The following is a 19,198-nucleotide window of genomic DNA, read 5'->3' as shown; positions in this document are numbered from 1 at the left end:
TTAACAACAGTTATAGTTAATATTGGTAAAAAATGTATGAAAGGAATGTTGTAATTCTTCCCATCGTTTCTCATTGATGCAATAACAAAGATTTTTGCCTTCAAAAGTACCTTTAAGAAGCCCAATCTTTTTTATTTCGTTCAAATGCTGTGATATGGTTGGCTGAGCGAGTCCAATAACATCGACCAAATCATTGCAGATGCAATTTTCCTGTCTGCTTATGTATTCCAAAATGGCTATGCGTGCTGGATGGGCCAAGATTTTGGCTGCTTGTGCCAGCTCGTTTTGAGTTAACGAAAACATATGTGTTTTGGAGGCTCCCAACTAGTATAATATATTTTGAGTTATATAAATATATTGCAATATTACGATAATAATAGTAAATAAAAAAGCCAGAAGATAATTCTCTGGCTTTTTTTATTATAATCCTTTAAACCATTTTTGGAAATGCTCCCCTACAAGGAACACAGGTTTTTGGTTTCCGTTTATGGCACCAATTAGGCTCATAATCCACAATACAAAAGGGAAAATCCATCCAATTAGATTTACAATCGGTATTATACCTAGTACAAGTCCCACTAGAAAAATTCCAAGTACTTGTCTTACATAAAAAGAACCTATCTCAGTTTTATTGTTATTGTTCATAATAATAGCAATAATCCAACCGATAAAGGTTAAGTGTGCAATTAATGCCACTGTTTTACCACTTTCTGGATTAGCTGGATCAAAAGTATCTTTTACATCCTTTTCAAAATCTTTTGCCGCTTCTTTGGCTTCTTCTTTAGTTTTTTCAAAACCTCCTTCGGTTTCATTGGTGTCTTTGTTTTCTTCGGACATTGTAATTTTAAATTTGTTGGTTGAACATGGTTAAAATTAAGGAATATTTATTAGCTACAGAAAAGCTTTATCAACATACTCCCAAAGTCAAGTTTTGCTATTTTTTGGGCTAAGATACAACCAAGTTTACAGTGATTGCACCTACCTGTTTTAATGCTTTACTAATTCCACTACGTCTTAAACTCTAAAGTTCTTAATAAATTGTATTGCACCTGATTGAAAAATGGACTAGGTAATACGCATTTAGCGTTTTATATTTTTCTCATATAGCGATATCCAATCTTTTACGGTCATTTTTTGACATAGTTTGGCAATGAGCTCAAAAGGAATGCTTTCCATTTTTTTAAATCGAATACAGCTTTTGCCCATGTCCAATTTCGTTTTCAACACCTTGCCGTACTCTTTAACAAACCATTCTGACAATTCTTTATCGGCATAAACTCCGGAATGATACAAAGCCACATAGTTTTTTTGTGAAGCTATATTGATAAATGGCAAAGGTAACTTAGGGTCACAGTGATACCCTTTTGAATATATGGAGTGGGGCACTACATATCCGATCATTTTATAATTGATGCACTCCTCAAATCCCAATGGAAGATTTTTTCTTATTGTATCCCTTAGCCTTGAAAATGCTTCTCTACGTTCTTCTTGGACCTTGTTTACATATTCATCGGGCGTTTTAGCATCAATGGTCATACTAGTGTTATTTACGTTGAAGTATCAATGCTGAAATTAAGGAAATTATAAATCCAATGACAAAAACGGTCGTGGCCATTATTGCAAAAGAGAAAAGTGGATTCGCAAACAATGCTTTCTGAGACTCCATTTCAGCCAATTTTGCTTCAAACTCCATTTTAGGAAGGGAAGCTTTCATAGTTTCAATGGAGCTTTCATAATACTCGGCTGTGAAATCGGGGTTGATCACTTTAATGTAAAACACATCGAGAATTCCAAAGATTATAGACACAATAAGACTTATGAGTACTCCAATAATCAGTGCTTTCTTAAAACTAATTTTTCCATTATTTTCTGTGTCCCTATAACTTTTGATGCCAAAATAGACAAAACACAACGAGAGAATAATAGAGATATAGCCCAATACCTCTTGTGTGGAGAATGATAAATCGCTTAAGGCGAGCCAACTTGTCAAAAAGAGGGCGGAAATAGCAACTGCCCCGTACATTCCAAACTTAAATACTGTTTTTTTCATGTTTACACGTTTTAACTGGTTGGTATAAAGGTAGATGGATGATAGAAAGAAACACTCATACTAAAGTACCAAAACAATAGTACTTTGGTTTGAAACTAAATTAGATGGCCAAAATTTGTAAGTCTTTCGCCTTCTGAATTGCCTGTGTTCGACGTTTGGCATCCAATTTTAGCAATAAATTGGAAACATGTGTTTTAATGGTGCTTTCCGAGACAAAAAGCGCATCTGCTATTTCTTTGTTGGATAATCCTTTGGAAATTTGGACCAATACTTCATATTCCCGTTTGCTAATGCCAAGCTGCTCGACCTTTTCATGATTTATTGCAACGGAAGAGTATTTTTGGTTTTCTGATGATTTCTTTTTGGTATAAAGACCGATGATAAAGAAGACAATAGCTATAACGGAAATAACAATTTCAACGGAAATGTCACTGGAAACGTAAGCATACTTACTTAATTGAAACAGGATAAGCAAGGAAACAATAAGGGCAGAAAAAACAAATACGGTCTTTTTCACCCGCTAAATTTAGCAAAATCTAGCTTGGATTTTGTCCACGATGGTTTGTGCCAATTTTTCCTTGCTCTGTGTAGTCCAGCCGGCTACGTGGGGAGTCAATACTACATTTTTGGCCTTCCGCAAGTATTTGAAGGCCTTTGGTTTTTGGACGAACATGTTTTCGAATGATTTTTTCTCGTATTCCAGTACATCCAGTCCCGCACCCAGAATTTTCCCTGACTTTAATCCATCGACCAAATCTTTGGTGATGACACATTTGCCCCTTGCGGTATTCAATAACCAAAACGGTTTATGAAATGCCGTTATAAATTCTGAATTGACCATGCCAGTGCTATGTTCTGTTTCTGGTACATGTAGGCTTATGATATCGGATTTTTGTTGAAGCTCCATAATGCCTACCTGTCTTGCATTTTCATCGCCGACACCGCCAATAATATCAAAACATATGATTTCCACGTCAAAGCCCTGAAGCTTTTTGGCAAAAGCTTTGCCCATGTTCCCATAACCAATAATACCAACTGTTTTACCATCCAACTCGGTACCGCGATTCCCTTCTCGGTCCCACTTTCCTTTTTTCACCTCTTTATTGGCCTTGGGTATTTTGTTCAATAAGGATAACAGTAAGCCCAAGGTGTGTTCGCCAACGGCATTACGATTTCCCTCAGGGGCCGAAGCCAAGAATATATCTTGTTGTTTGGCATATCGGGTATCTATATTTTCCAAGCCTGCTCCAACACGCCCTATAAACTTTAGGTTTGTTGCTTTGTCTAGAAACTGTTGGTCAATGGTAAACCTGCTTCTGATAACGATTCCGTCATACAAATGGATTTTCTTCTCTATTTGCTCTTTGGACGACTTATAATCTTCATCGTTTTCAAAGCCAAGTGCTGTAAATTGTTCAATAAGTAATGGGTGGTTGGTATCTAGGTGGAGGATTTTCATAGACTAATATATGCAATTCCCTAAATTTTGGGATATTCGGTTTGGGTCATTTCATGTTGTACCGCACCGGTATGGGCCGTATTTTGTTTTTCGAAAAGTAATAGATGCACCTCTTCCCCATCTTTTGTTGAGGGGCAATGCTCCACACCTTTGGGGACTACAATAATTTCCCCTTCTTTTACGACTTCGGTTCTATCACGAAACTTCATGTACAAAGTACCTTTCAATACTTGAAAAAGTTCATCTTCATTTTCGTGCGAATGCCATACAAACTCTCCTTTTATTTTTGCTAGGATAACTTGCATATCATCGACAATAGCAATTTGATGTGGGTGCCATTGCTTCGTAAATTGAGCGTGTTTTTGCTTAAGATTGATAGGTTTCATAGGTGGAAAAATTTAAATACCTAAAATCATTTTGGCAATCAAAAAATAGATTAGGATTCCAAAAATATCGTTACTGGTCGTTATAAAAGGGCCTGTAGCTATTGCTGGGTCAACACCGCGTTTGTGTAGAAATAGCGGAGTGAACGTGCCTACAAATCCAGCTACAACAATTACGGCAATCAATGAAATGGAAATGGCAAGTGCGGTCATAAAATTGCCTTTCCATCCCCAGGTAAAAATCAATAGGATTATCGCCAATATGACTCCATTTAAAAGCGCCAATACGATTTCCTTTACCAATCTATTGCTTATGCTTCCCTTTAAGTCGTCATTTGCCAAACCTTGGACAATGATGGCACTGGATTGCACCCCTACATTTCCTGCCATAGCGGCAATCAATGGTGTAAATAAAAACAGAACGGTGTATTTACTGAACATTTCTTCAAATCCCCCCATGATGTAGGCTGCCGCCGCTCCACCGAAAAGCCCTAAAATCAACCAGGGCAGGCGTGCACGTGTCAGTTCCCAAATACTGTCATCCGCTTCTACATCTTGTGAGATACCTGCGGCCATTTGATAATCTTTATCGGCCTCTTCCCGAATAACATCCACAATATCATCGATGGTAATACGACCCACAAGGCGACCAATCTCGTCTACAACGGGAATGGCTTCCAAATCGTATTTGGACATTATTTTGGCAACCTCTTCAGATTTTTCATTAACGCCTACAGAATCTACCTTTGGAATATAAATGTCTTTAATATGTGTCTTTGTCGAAGTCGTGAGCAAATCTTTTAATGAAAGTCGGCCTTTGAGTTTTTCTTCGTCATCGACCACATAGATAGAATGTACACGGGTTACATTTTCTGCTTGTGCCCTCATTTCCTTTACACAGGTGAGCACGTTCCAATTTTCATTGACTTTTACCAATTCTTTTGCCATAAGTCCACCCGCTGAGTCCTCATCATAGCGTAAAAGGTCAACGATGTCTTTGGCATGCTCCCTATCCTCAATTTCGGATATGACCTCCTGAACAATTTCTTTTGGAAGTTCACCAACAATATCGGCAGCATCATCCGTATCCAATTCTTCAAGCTCACCGGCAATCTCTTTTACCGAAAGATTGTTCAGCACAGACTCTCGGATATCCTCATCCATTTCAGCAAGAATGTCCGAGGTTTTTTCACTATCCAAAAGTTTAATAAGATAGGTAGCTTCCTCTACCGTAAGCTCTTCTGCAATTTCTGCGATATCCGCATAGTGGAACTCGCCCATCATCAACTGAAGATCGGTATTCCTTTTTTCTGATATCATTAATTGAATATCAGCTATAAGCTCGTCTGTGAGTTTAAACGGAGTCATTTGCTATCTTCTGTGTTAACGTTATAAAATCTGCTACACTTAGCTGTTCCGGGCGTTGGTCAAATATAGTATCTTCTTTTAGATTATCGGATAGGTTGAAGGTTTTAAGACTGTTACGAATGGTCTTTCTTCGTTGGTTGAATGCCAGTTTTACGACCTTAAAAAATAGGTGCTCATCACAATCTAGTTTTATAGAAGCTCTTCGGGTCAATCGCAAAACACCTGATTGTACTTTTGGAGGAGGGTCAAATACCTGTGGATGTACCGTGAATAAATACTCGGCTTTATAAAAAGCTTGTACGAGCACAGATAAGATGCCGTAGGTTTTACTGCCCGGTTTTTCACAGATGCGTTGCGCTACTTCTTTTTGAAACATTCCCGAGAATTCAGGAATTTGCTGCCGCATCTCCAACATTTTGAAGACGATTTGACTAGAGATATTATAGGGAAAGTTTCCAGTTATGGCGAACTGTTCATTTCCGTACAGTTGTTTTAAATCGAATTTTAGAAAGTCTGCCTCGATAATGTTCAGCCGATCATTTTTCTCAAATACTTTTGGATGCTCCAATCTAAAACTGTGATTGAGATATACTACGGATTCTTCATCTAGGTCCATGGCGACCAAATCCAAATCTTTTAATAACAGATACTTGGTAAGTACGCCCATGCCCGGGCCGATTTCCAAAACATTGGTGTAGCCATTGAGCGATAGGGTATCGGCAATTTGTTTGGCAATATTTTCATCTTTAAGAAAGTGTTGGCCTAAGTGCTTTTTTGCTTTTACTTCACCTTCTTTGTGCCCGTTCCTGGCTTTTTTGGGTCTGCCATTGCCGAACTTTTTCTTATTCTTTTTGGACACAGCTGTTTTTTTGCAAGGTAGCATGAAAATTCGATATATGCTTTTGCTGTCGAAATTCTAATTCCACTGCTCTATATCGATGAAAACCATAGGGCAGCCAGAAAAGAAAACTTAAAAAATCAAGGGATTTGTTGGCTTATTACTTCCAATTCCGTTCTAAAGGCAACAAATTTATTTGGGAAATATTTTTGTGCATCTGCCCGTAATCGTTCAGCATCTTCCTTGTAATAGGCTTCTAAAGTAATTCTATCCTTTGTGGTATATTGGATAGAATAAGTGACTCCGCCCGTTTCTTCCTCGACCAAGACCTTGGTCATTTTGGCATGGGAGAATTTTCCCGTAGCCAACATGTCGGGAATATGTGTTTCCTGCATCCATAGCAACCATTGGTCATGAACACTTTCATCTATATTTATGGTAACATTATATATGAGCATCAGCTTGTCTTGATTGGCAAAAGTAAACAAGAATCAGTTAATGATGTCTCCCCTAAGCCTCCTAAAGTTTTTTCGCGCCTTGGGAAAATAGTAGCTGTCCTGGTAGTTGTAAATAATCTTTTCGTAATGGGTTTTTGCTTTCTCGGGCTCGTCCAATATATTTCTGTACAGTTCTCCCAATGCAAAATGTGCATCATCCGCCAAAATGCCATCCGCATAGAATTCTACAATCTTTTTATAATTGAATTCGGCTGTTTCATAAGATTTTTGGGTTTCTAAAAGCTGTCCCTGCCTTAATAGTGCTTCATCCTCTATTTTCTCGCCCTTATGGTTTTGTAGAATATCTTCCAATGCTTCAATGGCTTCTTTATTTTTGTTTTGATAGGCCAAAAGATCTGCCCTAGCGTATTTTTTGAGTGCGGTTTGTGTAGAATCTTCCAAAGAATTATCAGATATCAAAAGACTCAATTGCATGGCATCGTTGGCAATCAATTGTGAGGTGGAGCCCCTAAGTACTTTTAACTGTGTCAATGCCCAATCAAAATCACCCTTATAGAAACTGGTCTGTGCCACTTTAAAACGGGCATCCTGTCCCAATACATCGTTCTTTAAGCTTTTTTGGATTTGGGTGAAATAGATGAGTGCCTGATTGAATTTTTGATCGTACACTAAAATATCCCCTAATGCCAGTTTTACATAGGCCACGGCTGTTCTTCCCATAGGTAGTTCCAAACTTTCCTTTAGCATCGCTATGGCCGGTGCTGGGGTTTCCTTTTTGAAAGTAAGGAAGTTTGCGTAGGCTATTTGTAACTGTAAGGTGCGGCTTTGTATTCCATATTCTTCGATCAAGGCCTGAAATTTCTTTTCTACAGTTTCAAGCTTTTTCTTGCCTTCGCCTCCAAGTTCAATATCGATCAAGTGCAGTTGGGCGTTTAATCTAACTTGACCGCTGTTACTGTTTTCGACAATATATTCAAAAATAGAGGCTGCAATTTCTTGTTGTTTGTCATCTAAAGCAATCTGTCCTAAATTTTCCAACCTGTCCAATGAACCTTCACCAGTACGTTTATAGATTGCTTTTTCTTGTGCCAAGGCACTGGAATATTGCTTCTGTTGGATAAATAACCAACTCAATAATTCGTTCCAAAGTGTATCTGGATTTTTTTGGGCATTCTTGAGCAGTACTTTTCTTAGTAGCACATTATTGGTGTCCTCTGGGTCTTCCGAAATAAAATCATCAATATTCCTTAGGACATTGGAGCGAGAGGTTCTTCCTTCATATATTAGATTTAAGTACGCTTGGTACATTTGTTCAATGTTGCCCTTCTCCCCATAAATTCTTGCCAATTGATAATCGTAGTTTAGGTCGGGATTAAGTTCCATGGCTCGATTGTATGCCATTACGGCTTGGTCCAAGAGCGCATATTTTTGGAACCGATACCCAACACTATACCCAAAATTTGGGTTTTCATCTATTTTTTTGATGGCATTTTCATAATAGATCGTGGCTTTTTCAGGCTGGTCTTGTAACGTGTAATTATAGCCCAATTCTATAAAGAACGTAGGGAAGGCGTTGGAATCTTCAATTTTATTCAACAAAAAATGCTCTGCATCTTCATAGCGTTCCAATTGTTGGTAACAGGCTACAAGACCTTCTCCATAGTCGGTTCGGCGAGGATGTTTGTCGACCAATTTTTCATAAAAAACTACTGCCTTCTCATAATCCCCGTCGGTAAAATACTGTTTGGCCAAGAAGTCCTCCTGGGTATATGCCGAAGTTGATAGCACGAAGTATGTTATAAGAAATAGGACGTATCGCAATGCAATCTTTTATTTCAAATATAACGCAGAAAAACACTGAATCCTGTTAAGTGAATCCAAATAAATGCTTTATGGGCCTAGTTGATCATATCAAAACCACAATAGGGAACCAAAACTTCAGGTATTTTGATACCGTCTTTTGTTTGGTAGTTTTCCAAGATTCCCGCCAAAACACGTGGCAATGCCAAAGAACTGCCGTTTAAGGTATGGGCCAATTGACTTTTGCCGTTTTCATCCTTAAATCGAAGTTTTAACCGATTTGCCTGAAAGGTTTCAAAATTGGATACGGAACTTATTTCCAACCATCGGTCCTGCGCGGTCGAAAAAACCTCAAAATCAAATGTTAGGGCAGCTGTAAAGCCTAAATCACCTCCGCAAAGACGAAGAATACGGTAAGGCAATTTGAGTTCCCTAAGGATATCCTTGACGTGCTCTGTCATCTCATCCAATGCTTGGTACGAATGATTAGGCTTTTCAATTCTCACCAATTCTACCTTATCAAATTGATGTAGCCTGTTAAGTCCGCGTACATGTGCTCCGTAACTCCCAGCTTCTCTTCTAAAACAAGGCGTATATCCGGTATACTTTATAGGAAAGTTTTCTTGGGGAACAATATCATCCCTATGAATGTTCGTAATGGGTACCTCTGCTGTTGGAATCAGATAAAGGTCATCATTCTGTACATGGTACATCTGTCCTTCTTTGTCGGGCAACTGTCCTGTTCCATAACCCGAAGCTTCATTGACCACAAGTGGTAATTGAAGTTCGGTATATCCTGCCTCCGTATTTTTATCTAAAAAATAGGCAATGAGCGCACGTTGTAAACGGGCACCTTTTCCTTTATATATTGGAAACCCGGCTCCGGTGACCTTTACACCAAGTTCAAAGTCGATGATGTCGTATTTCTTAGCCAATTCCCAATGCGGTAAGGCACCTTCCCCTAGTTTAGGAATCTCTCCCTCTTTAAAAATTTCTTCGTTATCCTCATCAGAATTTCCTGCTGGAACAGAATCATGCGGTACGTTGGGAATTTGATACAGTAATTCCTGTAACTCAGAAGAAGTCGCAGTAAGTTCTTCTCCCAATTGTTTTGAAGCTTCCTTAAAATCGGTAGTTTGTTCTTTCAACGCAGTGGCTTCTTTTGCCTTTCCTGATTTGAAAAGCATTCCGATTTCTTTTGAAAGTTTATTGGATTTTGCCAACGTATTGTCCAATTCGGTCTGGATGGCACGTCTTTTTTCGTCTAAATCGATAATGGCCGACAATACGGGTTCTGCATCAATATTTCGCTTTTTTAAAGCGTTGATTATAGTGTCTTTGTCCTCTCTAATTTTGTGTAATTGAAGCATCGCCTTGTTTTGAGCGGCAAATTTAAGTCAATCTATGCAAGTTGACCAATTATTCTTCCTTTTGTGAGGGTAGTATCCATTCATTGTGCGATAAATGCTTCCATGGTACGCTGGTCAAATCTACTTTTGGGTCTATAAGTTCTTGGTACTTTCCATTGTTTACTTTGACCTTGCCCAAGAGAAATACCTGAATGTCCTCACCTTTTTCAGCATATTCCTTTTTTAGGTATTGGGCAAATTGCCACGAAAAATCTGGATAACAGGCTACTTTTCTTTTCTGTTTTTTGGTGAGATGGTCATCTTGTTTTATATAGGTTTCTTTGCCTGTCTCTTTATTGACTACTTTAAACCTTGCCGTGCCGGAACGACTACGCAACATCATACGCCAGCTGAGTCGGTGGCCTTCCTCGGTCCAGAGTACATCATCAGGAATAGTGTGGTGCCTTAACGGAAGTAACAACTGTATAAAGAAATAGATGCCCAAACATGCCAAGATCAATTTTCCCCTTTTTGGAACAACCAATGTTTTATCAATAACAATTGTTTTCTGCTTTAAAAATATATTTCTAATGGTCTGAGGAGGGAAAAAGAACAGATTGAAAGCCAATGACAAATAGGGGAAGATGCCTATTTGAAAAACGATGCTATTGAACAGGTGAAAAAATATTGAAAATATAAAGGCAATCTTTCGAGTGGGTTTCCAGAGTAGTGCAGGAACAATAAGCAAGTCGAACAAAATTCCAAAAGCAGCTATTATTTTGTGGATCCACTTTTCTTGTAACAAATCTCCGATCAAATAATAGTTTTGCTTGGATTTCATTAAGATTTCAATAATGCTGAAATCCAACCAATCCCCATATAGCTTTGCAATAGATGCGTAGGTGTATACGATGAACAACTGCAAAATAATCATCCATCGAATCCAATTGTACATGACCGGTGACTTGAATTCCGGGTCTTGTTTGGCATCGATTGAAAAGTCACGGTTGGCAGGAAGAAAGGCCATGATAAAGCCTAAGAGCATGAGCAAATAGTAATGATTGTTGTACGATGTTTTTTGCATGAGATAAACACCTGTCCATAGTACGGCAAAAGCAAAGGCACTAAAACGGTATTTGTAGCCTAAGGCAATCAACAATCCCAAAGTGCCCATCGCTGCAAAATAGATATACATCCAATTTCCCGGTAAAGGTTGTAGCCATTCAAACCCAATAAATGAAAAAGTAAATTTGGGCTCTACCATGGTTCTTCTTACCCAACCTGTGATAATGGCACCGTAGCATTCCGCACTTACCAATAATCCATAAAAAACCCTGAATATAACAAGTTGGGCATTGTCGATTTTTTTAAAAAGAAATTGATTGAGCACTTTACTTGGAAATTAAGGTTAACGAAGTTTCTCTGTCCCTCTTAAGTTGTTTTCTTAGTTCCTCAACGGAATCGAATTTATGCTCATCCCTAATGCGATGTAGAATGTTGACTTGAATCTTTGTATCGTAAAGGCTTCCCTCAAAATCAAAAAAATTGATTTCGATACTCTTTTCTGTACCTGATACGGTCGGGTTGAACCCAATGTTCATCATCCCAAAGTATTCTTTGTTATTTAACGTGCTCTTTGCAACGTAGACACCATTTTTTGGAATAAGCTTATAGGCTTCAGGTATATGAAGGTTAGCGGTCGGAAAACCAAATTGCTTTCCCAGTCCTTTTCCTTTTTTTATGGTACCCGTTAACATGTAAGGGTAATTTAGATAACTATTTGCCGTTTCTATATCACCCTCCAAAAGTGCATTCCTGATTTTTGTTGAACTAACGGAGACATCATCGATTTCCTGTGCGGGGATTTCCTCCACTTCAAAATCCAATGTGTTTCCAAAGGTCATTAAATCTTGAATGTTGGCATTACGATTTCTGCCAAACCTATGGTCATACCCAATAATGATTTTTTTTGTTTTTAGCTGGTTGACCAAAACATCCCGCACGAATTCCGTAGCGGAAAGCCTGGAAAAGTCTTTGGTGAATGGATGTACTATTAGGTAATCAAGACCTAGACTTTCCATTTTTTCCATTTTTTCATCCAGTGTATTCAATAACTTGATGTCCGTATCTTTTTGTAAAACCATTCTGGGATGCGGAAAAAATGTAAGTACTGTGGCTTTTAGACCAGAAGTTTTGGCATTATTTATGAGGCGTTCCAATATCTTGCTATGACCAAGGTGTACTCCATCAAAAGTGCCAATGGTCACAGCTGTTTGAAATGTATTGTCTATAAAGTGAGAGATACCCTTAAATGTTTCCACTAAACCAAGAAAATAAAAAAGGCTATTTTTGAAATTGACTATGCCCTTATCTATGAAAGCTAAATTACATCTTGTTTTCGCAATAACCATATTTTTTACCTGCTTTTACACTTACGCACAACAAGGTTACTGGAAATCCGTAACGGCAGAATCCAGTTTCAAAAGTCCTTCAATTCAAAGTATAGGAAAAGCCGAAGCTGTATTTACACTAGATACCCAGAGTTTTTCTCAAAAAATCAAATCTGTTCCTGCCTTTAAAAACCAAAGTCAGGTTATTGACCTTCCAAACTATGATGGAGAAATAGTGTCTTTTGCTTTAAGGGAAACTTCAGTCTTTCATCCAGATCTGGCAAAAAAATATCCGAATATAAAATCGTTTTCAGGTTTAAGTTTAGATGGAAAACACAGGGTGAGGCTAAGCAGTTCACCCAAAGGATTGCAAAGCATGATTGTTGATGTGGACACTCATGAGACTGTATTCATGGAGCAACTGTCCAATAAAAGCGACATGTACGTTGTCTATAAAAAAGGCGAAAGTGCTGCCGGTAAGGACGGTTTTGTTTGTAATACCGAAAAGTCAAGTTCACTTGTCGGTAAGACAATCAGCCCATTAGTGGCCGACCAAGAGCTAAGAAGGTTTAGAATTGCCGTTTCAGCGTCTGGAGAATACACGGATTTTCATGGCGGTACGGTAGCTGGTGCCCTTGCTGCGATCAATGCTACCTTAACCCGTATAAACGAAGTTTTTGAAACAGATTTGGGCGTTACTTTGGAACTAGTGCCTAACAATGACCTCATCATTTTTACCGATGCGGCTAATGACCCCTACAGTTCATTTTTAAATGGCCAAGCACCTAATACTGTCTTAAATGGGGAAGTACAGAACACGATAACCGAAACTATAGGGGAGGCGAATTATGATGTTGGCCATCTTTTTTATAAAGTTGATTTGAGTTCTCAGAACAGTGGTAATGCTGGGGATATCGGAACAGTTTGTAGGAATGGTATAAAAGGAAGTGCTTTTTCGGCTACCTCCATTCCACAAGGCGATGTGTTTGATTTGGACTTTGTTTCCCATGAGTTAGGGCACCAATTTGGAGCCAATCATACTTGGTCTTTTCAAGGAGAAGGAACAGGGGTACAGGCGGAACCAGGAAGCGGAACGACGATTATGGGGTATGCAGGAATTGCAGGGGTAAACAATGTGGCTCCCAACGGAGATGATTATTTTCATTATAACAGTATTTTTCAGATTTCTGAATATTTGCAGACAGTTTCTTGTGGACAAACTGTTAATTTAAGCAATGCTCCACCCGTTTTAACTCCAATGGGAGATTATGCTATTCCAAAGGGAACTGCTTTTGTTCTGGAAGGTACGGCTACGGATAGCGATGTGAGTGATGTCTTGACCTATACTTGGGAGCAAATAAACAATGGAATCGTTACAGTCGGCAATTTTGGACCTGAAAATCCGAGCGGAGCAAATTTTAGATCTCTCCCCCCAACTACAGATCCATCACGCTATTTTCCAAGATTGTCAAGCGTAGTGCAGGGAAATCTGACCCAAACGAATCCTACTTTAAATAGTGCTTGGGAAACAGTATCTACAGTAGAGCGAACCCTAAGCTTTGCTTTTACGGCTAGGGACAATGCATCAGGTGGTGGGCAAGTGGTTTCGGATTTGCTCGATGTTCAAGTGATAAATTCTGCAGGACCCTTTGTGGTCACTTCACAGACTTCGAACGAAGTTTATAAAGCAGGCTCCATTCAGGAGGTGACTTGGGATGTAGCTAACACGAATAGCTCGCCAATTGATGCCCAAACAGTTGATGTTTTGCTGTCCGTAGACGGAGGTAGTAGCTTTCCAATTACTCTTGTAGAAGATGAACTGAATGATGGTAGTGCGGATGTTCTCATTCCTGGGAATACTACTACTACGGCACGTATTATGGTAAAGGCTAGTGAGAATGTCTTCTTTGCAGTCAATTCATCAAACTTTTCTATTGAAACATCCAATGTGGTACTAGACTTTCAAAATCTATCATTTGATGGTTGCCAGCCAAATGACATTGTTATTCCGTTTACGTATCAAACGTTTTCAGGATTTAGCGAAACCTCTACATTTTCTGCGGATTTACCTCCTGGATTAACGGCTTCCTTTGTTCCCCCTCAGGCTTCCGCCGATAATACCAATGTACAATTGACCATATCCAACACCAACAATGTTGCTCCTGCGGCATATCCTATTACAATCACTTCTACTGCTGCTTCGGAGGTTCAAAACATACCGCTTTCGCTTGCCGTTGGTGATACAAACTTTCCTGATATAATTCTACTAGCTCCTACGGATGCTGAAGTTGGTACATCTGTTGGTCCAAGATTGGAATGGGAGGAGAACGAGCTTTATAAAGAATATGATATTGAAATCGCTACCGATGTTGGATTTGCCAATATTATTACTGCTGAAACAGTGCCTTTCAACTTCTTTCAATCAGCAAGTCTAGACCCGGGAACATCTTATTTTTGGAGGGTAAGACCAAGAAATGATTGCGGTGTAGGAACTTTTGGAACTCCATTTAGTTTTACAACTACTACAATCGATTGTAAAAACCTTTCATCTAGAAGCCTACCATTGACAATAGCTGCAGTAGGCACCCCAACTGAAACGACTTCGCTTCAATTTGTCGAAGATTTGACCATTACCGATGTTAATATTAATCTGGAACTATCGCATACTTTTTTAGAAGATTTGATTATAACGCTTATTTCACCAGCAGGTACACGAGTGGCATTGATTTCTAACGTATGCGGAAATTTAAATAATGTTAGTGCAACCTTTGATGATGATGGAGCTAGCATCGTTTGCTCTGGAAACCCTGCAATTTCAGGAACTGTAAATCCATCAGGGTCTTTGTCAGCTTTCAACGGAGAATCTGTTTTAGGAGAATGGGTTTTGGAAATTAAAGACCTGGCTGATGGTGACGGAGGTACATTAACATCTTTTTCTATGGAAGTTTGTGCCGAAGGTCAATTTAGACCAGATGAGGATGAAGATGGTGTTTTTGATGACGGTGATGATTTATGTTTGGGTACACCAGCTGGCGTTGAAGTTGATGCTACGGGTTGTCCAATAAATAGATTGCCCGCAGACAATTATACCGTCCAAATACAAAGCGAAGCCTGTAGAAGCAACAATGATGGCTCAATAATATTATCAGCTTCAAATACCTCTTTGACCTATTCTGCCATATTAAATGGCGGCGGCAACACAACTACAATTGACTTTACGAATGAACATGTTTTTGAAAACTTAACTGCTGGGAATTATTCTTTATGCATAACTGCAACGGATGGTTCTATCACGTATGATGAAACTTGCTTTGATGTCATCGTTTCAGAGCCAGAGCTTTTGAGCGTGTCTGCAATTGCAGATTCTGGGTTGCTTGCGCTTTCCTTAAATGGCGCAAGTCTTTATAATATTGAACTGAACGGCGTGGTAACGCAAACTGGGAATACACAAGTTCAATTGAACTTAAAAAATGGACTGAATACATTGAGGGTCTTTAGTAATCTGCCTTGTCAAGGAAGTTATGAGAATACTTTTTTCTTTTCATCAAAGCCTGTTGTTTATCCCAACCCAGTGGATGAGCTTACCAAAGTATTTCTAAATGACCTAACGGGGGAGATTGATATTCAGGTTTTTTCAGATAATGGTCGGTTAGTGCTGCGTGATAAAAAAAGAGTTGAAGGAAATGAAGTAGAGATGGATTTTTCGACCTTGTCCACTGGAGTTTATTATTTGAGTATAGCTGGATCGGGGATTCGGGAAACAATTAAATTAATTAAGGAATGAAACAGATTTTTCTAAGTGTGATGGTTCTTGTTTTAGTTTCTTCATGTGGGGGCAATGATGACGGCCCATCAATTCCCGAAGGTGCAAACCTGATATTTCCTGAAGAAAATTCGGAATGTACTACTGGGGTTAGTGTCAATGAAGCTTTGAGTCAAGTAACTTTTGAGTGGCAAGCTTCAAAAAATACGGATACTTATAGGTTGAATGTAGTAAATCTTGAATCCAATATTCCCCAGGAGATAACTACCGCTGCTACATCGGCAAGTCTTTCCATTGCGAAAGGCACGCCTTTCTCATGGTCTGTAACCTCCGTTAATTCTAGATCGGATGAAACTACCAGTGAAACATGGTTGTTTTATAATGCAGGTTCGCAAACGACCTATGCGCCATTTCCGGCCCAATTGGTCAGCCCGGTCTCTGGTTCAACTGCCGTAAAAAATCTTTCTAACGAAGTTACCTTAACATGGCGTGGTGCAGATGTAGATAATGACATAGTTTCTTTTCAAATTTTCTTTTCCGAAGAAAACCCACCTACTGCTATATTAGGAACTACAGCAGCAAATATAATGGAGCTCGATACCAGTGTAGAGTCCAATACCGTCTACTTTTGGAGAGTGGTCACTACGGATTCTGAAGGTAATACCTCGGACTCTGGAATTTTTGAATTTAAGGTGTTTTGATCAGGTACCATTAAATTGGTTCATGGTATTATTAATACCGGAAAAAACAAAAGAACGTATTAAATCAGCTGATTTAGGCAATCGTTCCTTTAATGAATTTGTTTCTTCGACATTCCATTCGCCCAAAACATAATCTACCTGTCTGCCCTTGCCAAAATCGGAGCCAACTCCAAATCTAAAACGGTTGTATTTTGAAGTTTGCAAAGTGTTTTGAATATCCTTTAAGCCATTGTGTCCCCCATCACTCCCTTTTGTCTTTAATCTAATTGAACCAAATGGAAGATTGATATCATCGGTAACAATAAGAATGTTTTCCAAGGCTATTTTTTCCTTGTCCATCCAATATTTTACTGCCTTTCCACTCAGGTTCATATAGGTTGAAGGTTTTAAGCACAAAACACTTTTACCTTTATGCTTAAACGTCCCTACACTTCCCAGTTTTTGGTTTTCAAAGACAAAACTTTCTTGCTCTGCTAGAAAATCCAATACTTTAAAACCAATGTTGTGTCGGGTCTTTTCATATTTGGGTCCAATGTTTCCAAGGCCAACGATAAGGAATTTTTTCATAATATCGGTTTCTTGGAGTATTTGTTCGGTTGTGCCAAAAAGAGCTTTAAAGAATCTGAACATGTAAGGGTTTCCATTTTCTCAAAAATACAAAAGCATCCCAAAGTTCCACGGAAGTGCAAAATTTTGGGATGCCCTTAAGAAATAAGTTTAAAAACTATTCAGTGGCCTCGGCTTCAGCTGCTGGAGCTTCTCCACCTTCAGCTGCTGCTTCAGCTCCTTCTTCCTCTTCTTCGTCTGCATCATCAACAGAAGTTCTAGAAGCTTTCACCTGTACAACTGCTGTACTGTCTGGATGAAGAATTGTATAATCATCATTTAGAAGTGTTTCCACTGCAATGGTACCTCCAATTCTAAGTTTGGAAATATCAACGGTGATAAAATCAGGTAGTAAATTTGGCAATGCTTTAATAGAAAGCTTTCTTTTTCTAAAAAGCAAACGTCCACCATTTCGTACACCTGGTGAATTTCCCTCTAAGCGGATAGGAATATTCATAGTGACAGGTTTGTCATCGAACAACTGATAAAAGTCTATATGAAGAATCTTATCGGTTACTGGATGAAATTGAATATCCTGTAATACGGCGTTAAACTTTTGGCCATCTTCCAACTCAATCACAGCGGTGTGCGCGTTGGGAGTATACACTAAATGTCTGAACGCTAGTTCATCTGCTGAAAAGTGTAATGGTGTTTCCCCTCCGTACAGTACGCAAGGGACCTTTCCAGCATTACGTAAGGCTTTGGTAGATACCTTGCCCACGCTTTCTCTTTGGGATCCTTTGATAGTAATTGACTTCATAACTTCTGTTATCTATATAATATTTAATTTATTCTATTTCATTTTCGAATTGCCAAGCGTATCAGCCTGAGCGTAGTCGAAGGCTACATTAAAAACTTTGATGATATCGATGTATTATGGTGTACCCTGTGCATAACATCTGCAAACAAGTTGGCACAACCCAATACTTTTATTTTTTTTCTATTGTGCTCTATTGGAATAGAATCTGTGATGATAAGCTCTGAAAGCTTTGAGTTTTCTATTTTCTCGTAAGCGTTTCCAGATAAAAGGCCGTGAGTGGTGATTGCCCTAACACTTTCAGCACCACGTTCCATCATTAAATCTGCAGCCTTTGTAAGGGTACCGGCAGTATCTACCATATCATCTACCAAAACCACGTTTTTACCTTTAACCTCACCGATAAGCTCCATATGGGAAATTACGTTTGCCTTGGCTCGTTGCTTGTAACATATCACTACATCGCTTTCCAGAGCTCTAGAATAGGCATACGCCCTTTTTGAACCTCCCATATCAGGTGATGCAATGCACAGATTATCCAAATTCAATTCCTTCAGATAGGGTAAGAATAGGGTGGAAGCAAAAAGATGGTCAACAGGTTTTTCAAAAAAGCCTTGAATTTGATCTGCATGCAAATCCATTGTTATAATACGGGTAGCACCAGCTGTCTCTAACATTTTTGCGACAAGTTTTGCCGCAATGGGTACACGTGGTTTGTCTTTTCTATCTTGACGTGCCCAACCAAAATAGGGCATTACAGCCGTAATGTGTCGTGCAGAGGCCCTTTTGGCCGCATCTAACATCAACAACATTTCCATTAAGTTCTCTGGTCCGGGATTGGTTGAACCTATAATAAAAATACGTGCTCCTCGTATCGATTCCTCAAATGAAGGCTGAAATTCACCATCACTATATCTTGAAAAATGAATCTTTCCTAGGTCTGCACCATAAGAAGCAGCTATTTTCTCCCCTAAAACAGTACTTTGGGTACATGCGAAAATTTTTGGTTCTGGGACTTGATACGGCATTACAAACTCTTGTTAACTAGCTTTTTAAAACTTGTATTTTTTAAAGAGGTGCAAATTTATAAATTAATTCGGGTTGCTAAAGGATTAATGCAGGTATTTTTGGTGGTAAACAAAATTATTTTTTAGCTTTGCAGTCCTTTACAAAAATGCTCGAGTGGCGGAACTGGTAGACGCGCTGGATTCAAAATCCAGTTCTTTCGGGAGTGTGGGTTCGATTCCCACCTCGAGTACTTTAAAAAGCTTAGATG

Annotated in this window: 19 protein-coding genes and 1 tRNA gene; 3 read left to right on the top strand and 17 right to left on the bottom strand. The window is 38.9% G+C overall.

All coding sequences use genetic code 11. The features are described from left to right. The 14 genes from LV716_RS05665 to LV716_RS05600 form a co-directional block, all read right to left on the bottom strand. A complete protein-coding gene (locus LV716_RS05665; protein WP_163416786.1) occupies positions 1 to 324 on the bottom strand; it encodes a helix-turn-helix transcriptional regulator in 324 nt (107 codons plus the stop codon). Between the two features lie 96 nt (positions 325 to 420). Next, on the bottom strand, positions 421 to 837 hold the full coding sequence (locus LV716_RS05660) for a YtxH domain-containing protein (RefSeq protein ID WP_163416785.1): 417 nt from the start codon (positions 835 to 837) through the stop codon (positions 421 to 423). 243 nt (positions 838 to 1,080) lie between these two features. Continuing rightward, positions 1,081 to 1,536, bottom strand: coding sequence for a DUF1801 domain-containing protein (locus LV716_RS05655; RefSeq protein WP_163416784.1), 456 nt, complete (start codon positions 1,534 to 1,536; stop codon positions 1,081 to 1,083). A gap of 7 nt (positions 1,537 to 1,543) precedes the next feature. Further along, entirely contained in the window at positions 1,544 to 2,050 is a 507-nt protein-coding gene (locus LV716_RS05650; protein WP_163416783.1) for a DUF4199 domain-containing protein, read from the bottom strand. Positions 2,051 to 2,150: 100 nt separating this feature from the next. Further along, positions 2,151 to 2,567 (bottom strand): response regulator transcription factor, encoded by a 417-nt coding sequence (locus tag LV716_RS18500; protein ID WP_163416782.1) that lies wholly within the window; start codon positions 2,565 to 2,567, stop codon positions 2,151 to 2,153. Positions 2,568 to 2,576: 9 nt separating this feature from the next. Further along, positions 2,577 to 3,509, bottom strand: coding sequence for a 2-hydroxyacid dehydrogenase (locus tag LV716_RS05640; RefSeq protein ID WP_163416781.1), 933 nt, complete (start codon positions 3,507 to 3,509; stop codon positions 2,577 to 2,579). Between the two features lie 20 nt (positions 3,510 to 3,529). Further along, a complete protein-coding gene (locus LV716_RS05635; protein WP_163416780.1) occupies positions 3,530 to 3,895 on the bottom strand; it encodes a cupin domain-containing protein in 366 nt (121 codons plus the stop codon). A 12-nt stretch (positions 3,896 to 3,907) separates the two neighbouring features. Continuing rightward, positions 3,908 to 5,260 carry a magnesium transporter gene (gene mgtE / locus LV716_RS05630; protein ID WP_163416779.1) on the bottom strand — a complete coding sequence of 451 codons (1,353 nt, stop codon included), beginning with the start codon at positions 5,258 to 5,260 and terminating at the stop codon, positions 3,908 to 3,910. Beyond that, positions 5,247 to 6,119, bottom strand: a complete 873-nt coding sequence (rsmA, locus tag LV716_RS05625) for a 16S rRNA (adenine(1518)-N(6)/adenine(1519)-N(6))-dimethyltransferase RsmA (protein WP_233759240.1) — start codon at positions 6,117 to 6,119, stop codon at positions 5,247 to 5,249. The genes mgtE and rsmA overlap by 14 nt, the downstream gene beginning before the upstream one ends. A 119-nt stretch (positions 6,120 to 6,238) precedes the next feature. After that, positions 6,239 to 6,556, bottom strand: a complete 318-nt coding sequence (locus LV716_RS05620) for a DUF4286 family protein (protein ID WP_163416777.1) — start codon at positions 6,554 to 6,556, stop codon at positions 6,239 to 6,241. Positions 6,557 to 6,589: 33 nt separating this feature from the next. Next, on the bottom strand, positions 6,590 to 8,344 hold the full coding sequence (locus tag LV716_RS05615) for a tetratricopeptide repeat protein (RefSeq protein WP_163416776.1): 1,755 nt from the start codon (positions 8,342 to 8,344) through the stop codon (positions 6,590 to 6,592). Positions 8,345 to 8,454: 110 nt separating this feature from the next. Then, entirely contained in the window at positions 8,455 to 9,726 is a 1,272-nt protein-coding gene (serS, locus tag LV716_RS05610) for a serine--tRNA ligase (protein WP_163416775.1), read from the bottom strand. 49 nt (positions 9,727 to 9,775) lie between these two features. Further along, positions 9,776 to 11,095: an HTTM domain-containing protein gene (locus LV716_RS05605; protein WP_163416774.1), complete on the bottom strand. Its 1,320-nt coding sequence runs from the start codon at positions 11,093 to 11,095 to the stop codon at positions 9,776 to 9,778. A gap of 1 nt (position 11,096) precedes the next feature. Then, positions 11,097 to 12,026, bottom strand: coding sequence for a bifunctional riboflavin kinase/FAD synthetase (locus tag LV716_RS05600; RefSeq protein ID WP_233759239.1), 930 nt, complete (start codon positions 12,024 to 12,026; stop codon positions 11,097 to 11,099). A 52-nt stretch (positions 12,027 to 12,078) separates the two neighbouring features. Between LV716_RS05600 and LV716_RS05595 the strand changes: the two genes are divergently transcribed. Both LV716_RS05595 and LV716_RS05590 read left to right on the top strand, forming a co-directional pair. Beyond that, the gene (locus LV716_RS05595) at positions 12,079 to 15,879 is read left to right on the top strand and encodes a reprolysin-like metallopeptidase (protein WP_163416772.1); all 3,801 of its coding nucleotides are present in this window, start codon (positions 12,079 to 12,081) and stop codon (positions 15,877 to 15,879) included. Further along, positions 15,876 to 16,559: a hypothetical protein gene (locus tag LV716_RS05590; protein ID WP_163416771.1), complete on the top strand. Its 684-nt coding sequence runs from the start codon at positions 15,876 to 15,878 to the stop codon at positions 16,557 to 16,559. The genes LV716_RS05595 and LV716_RS05590 overlap by 4 nt, the downstream gene beginning before the upstream one ends. Here LV716_RS05590 and pth read toward each other — a convergent pair whose 3' ends face one another. The 3 genes from pth to LV716_RS05575 all read right to left on the bottom strand — a co-directional run bounded on the left by pth (position 16,560) and on the right by LV716_RS05575 (position 18,950). Then, on the bottom strand, positions 16,560 to 17,189 hold the full coding sequence (pth, locus tag LV716_RS05585; protein ID WP_163416770.1) for an aminoacyl-tRNA hydrolase: 630 nt from the start codon (positions 17,187 to 17,189) through the stop codon (positions 16,560 to 16,562). It abuts the gene before it with no gap. 94 nt (positions 17,190 to 17,283) lie between these two features. Next, on the bottom strand, positions 17,284 to 17,925 hold the full coding sequence (locus tag LV716_RS05580; protein WP_163416769.1) for a 50S ribosomal protein L25/general stress protein Ctc: 642 nt from the start codon (positions 17,923 to 17,925) through the stop codon (positions 17,284 to 17,286). 83 nt (positions 17,926 to 18,008) lie between these two features. Next, positions 18,009 to 18,950 carry a ribose-phosphate pyrophosphokinase gene (locus LV716_RS05575; protein WP_163416768.1) on the bottom strand — a complete coding sequence of 314 codons (942 nt, stop codon included), beginning with the start codon at positions 18,948 to 18,950 and terminating at the stop codon, positions 18,009 to 18,011. A 148-nt stretch (positions 18,951 to 19,098) separates the two neighbouring features. Here LV716_RS05575 and LV716_RS05570 point away from each other — a divergent pair. Further along, a tRNA-Leu gene (locus LV716_RS05570) sits at positions 19,099 to 19,180 on the top strand. The last annotated feature ends 18 nt before the right edge of the window (positions 19,181 to 19,198 follow it).

This window comes from Flagellimonas sp. HMM57 (assembly GCF_021390175.1).
Taxonomy (GTDB): Bacteria; Bacteroidota; Bacteroidia; order Flavobacteriales; family Flavobacteriaceae; genus Flagellimonas.
This window is presented reverse-complemented; position numbering and strand designations above follow the sequence as displayed.

What these genes read in the sequence shown, in the direction of transcription:
- LV716_RS05640 (WP_163416781.1), bottom strand. Translation starts at nt 3,509, where the DNA reads ATGAAAATCCTCCACCTAGATACCAACCACCCATTACTTATTGAACAA.
- LV716_RS05620 (WP_163416777.1), bottom strand. Translation starts at nt 6,556, where the DNA reads ATGCTCATATATAATGTTACCATAAATATAGATGAAAGTGTTCATGAC.
- LV716_RS05580 (WP_163416769.1), bottom strand. Translation starts at nt 17,925, where the DNA reads ATGAAGTCAATTACTATCAAAGGATCCCAAAGAGAAAGCGTGGGCAAG.
- mgtE (WP_163416779.1), bottom strand. Translation starts at nt 5,260, where the DNA reads ATGACTCCGTTTAAACTCACAGACGAGCTTATAGCTGATATTCAATTA.
- LV716_RS05575 (WP_163416768.1), bottom strand. Translation starts at nt 18,950, where the DNA reads ATGCCGTATCAAGTCCCAGAACCAAAAATTTTCGCATGTACCCAAAGT.
- LV716_RS05650 (WP_163416783.1), bottom strand. Translation starts at nt 2,050, where the DNA reads ATGAAAAAAACAGTATTTAAGTTTGGAATGTACGGGGCAGTTGCTATT.
- LV716_RS05660 (WP_163416785.1), bottom strand. Translation starts at nt 837, where the DNA reads ATGTCCGAAGAAAACAAAGACACCAATGAAACCGAAGGAGGTTTTGAA.
- LV716_RS05655 (WP_163416784.1), bottom strand. Translation starts at nt 1,536, where the DNA reads ATGACCATTGATGCTAAAACGCCCGATGAATATGTAAACAAGGTCCAA.
- LV716_RS05595 (WP_163416772.1), top strand. Translation starts at nt 12,079, where the DNA reads ATGAAAGCTAAATTACATCTTGTTTTCGCAATAACCATATTTTTTACC.
- LV716_RS05635 (WP_163416780.1), bottom strand. Translation starts at nt 3,895, where the DNA reads ATGAAACCTATCAATCTTAAGCAAAAACACGCTCAATTTACGAAGCAA.
- LV716_RS05590 (WP_163416771.1), top strand. Translation starts at nt 15,876, where the DNA reads ATGAAACAGATTTTTCTAAGTGTGATGGTTCTTGTTTTAGTTTCTTCA.
- pth (WP_163416770.1), bottom strand. Translation starts at nt 17,189, where the DNA reads ATGTTCAGATTCTTTAAAGCTCTTTTTGGCACAACCGAACAAATACTC.
- serS (WP_163416775.1), bottom strand. Translation starts at nt 9,726, where the DNA reads ATGCTTCAATTACACAAAATTAGAGAGGACAAAGACACTATAATCAAC.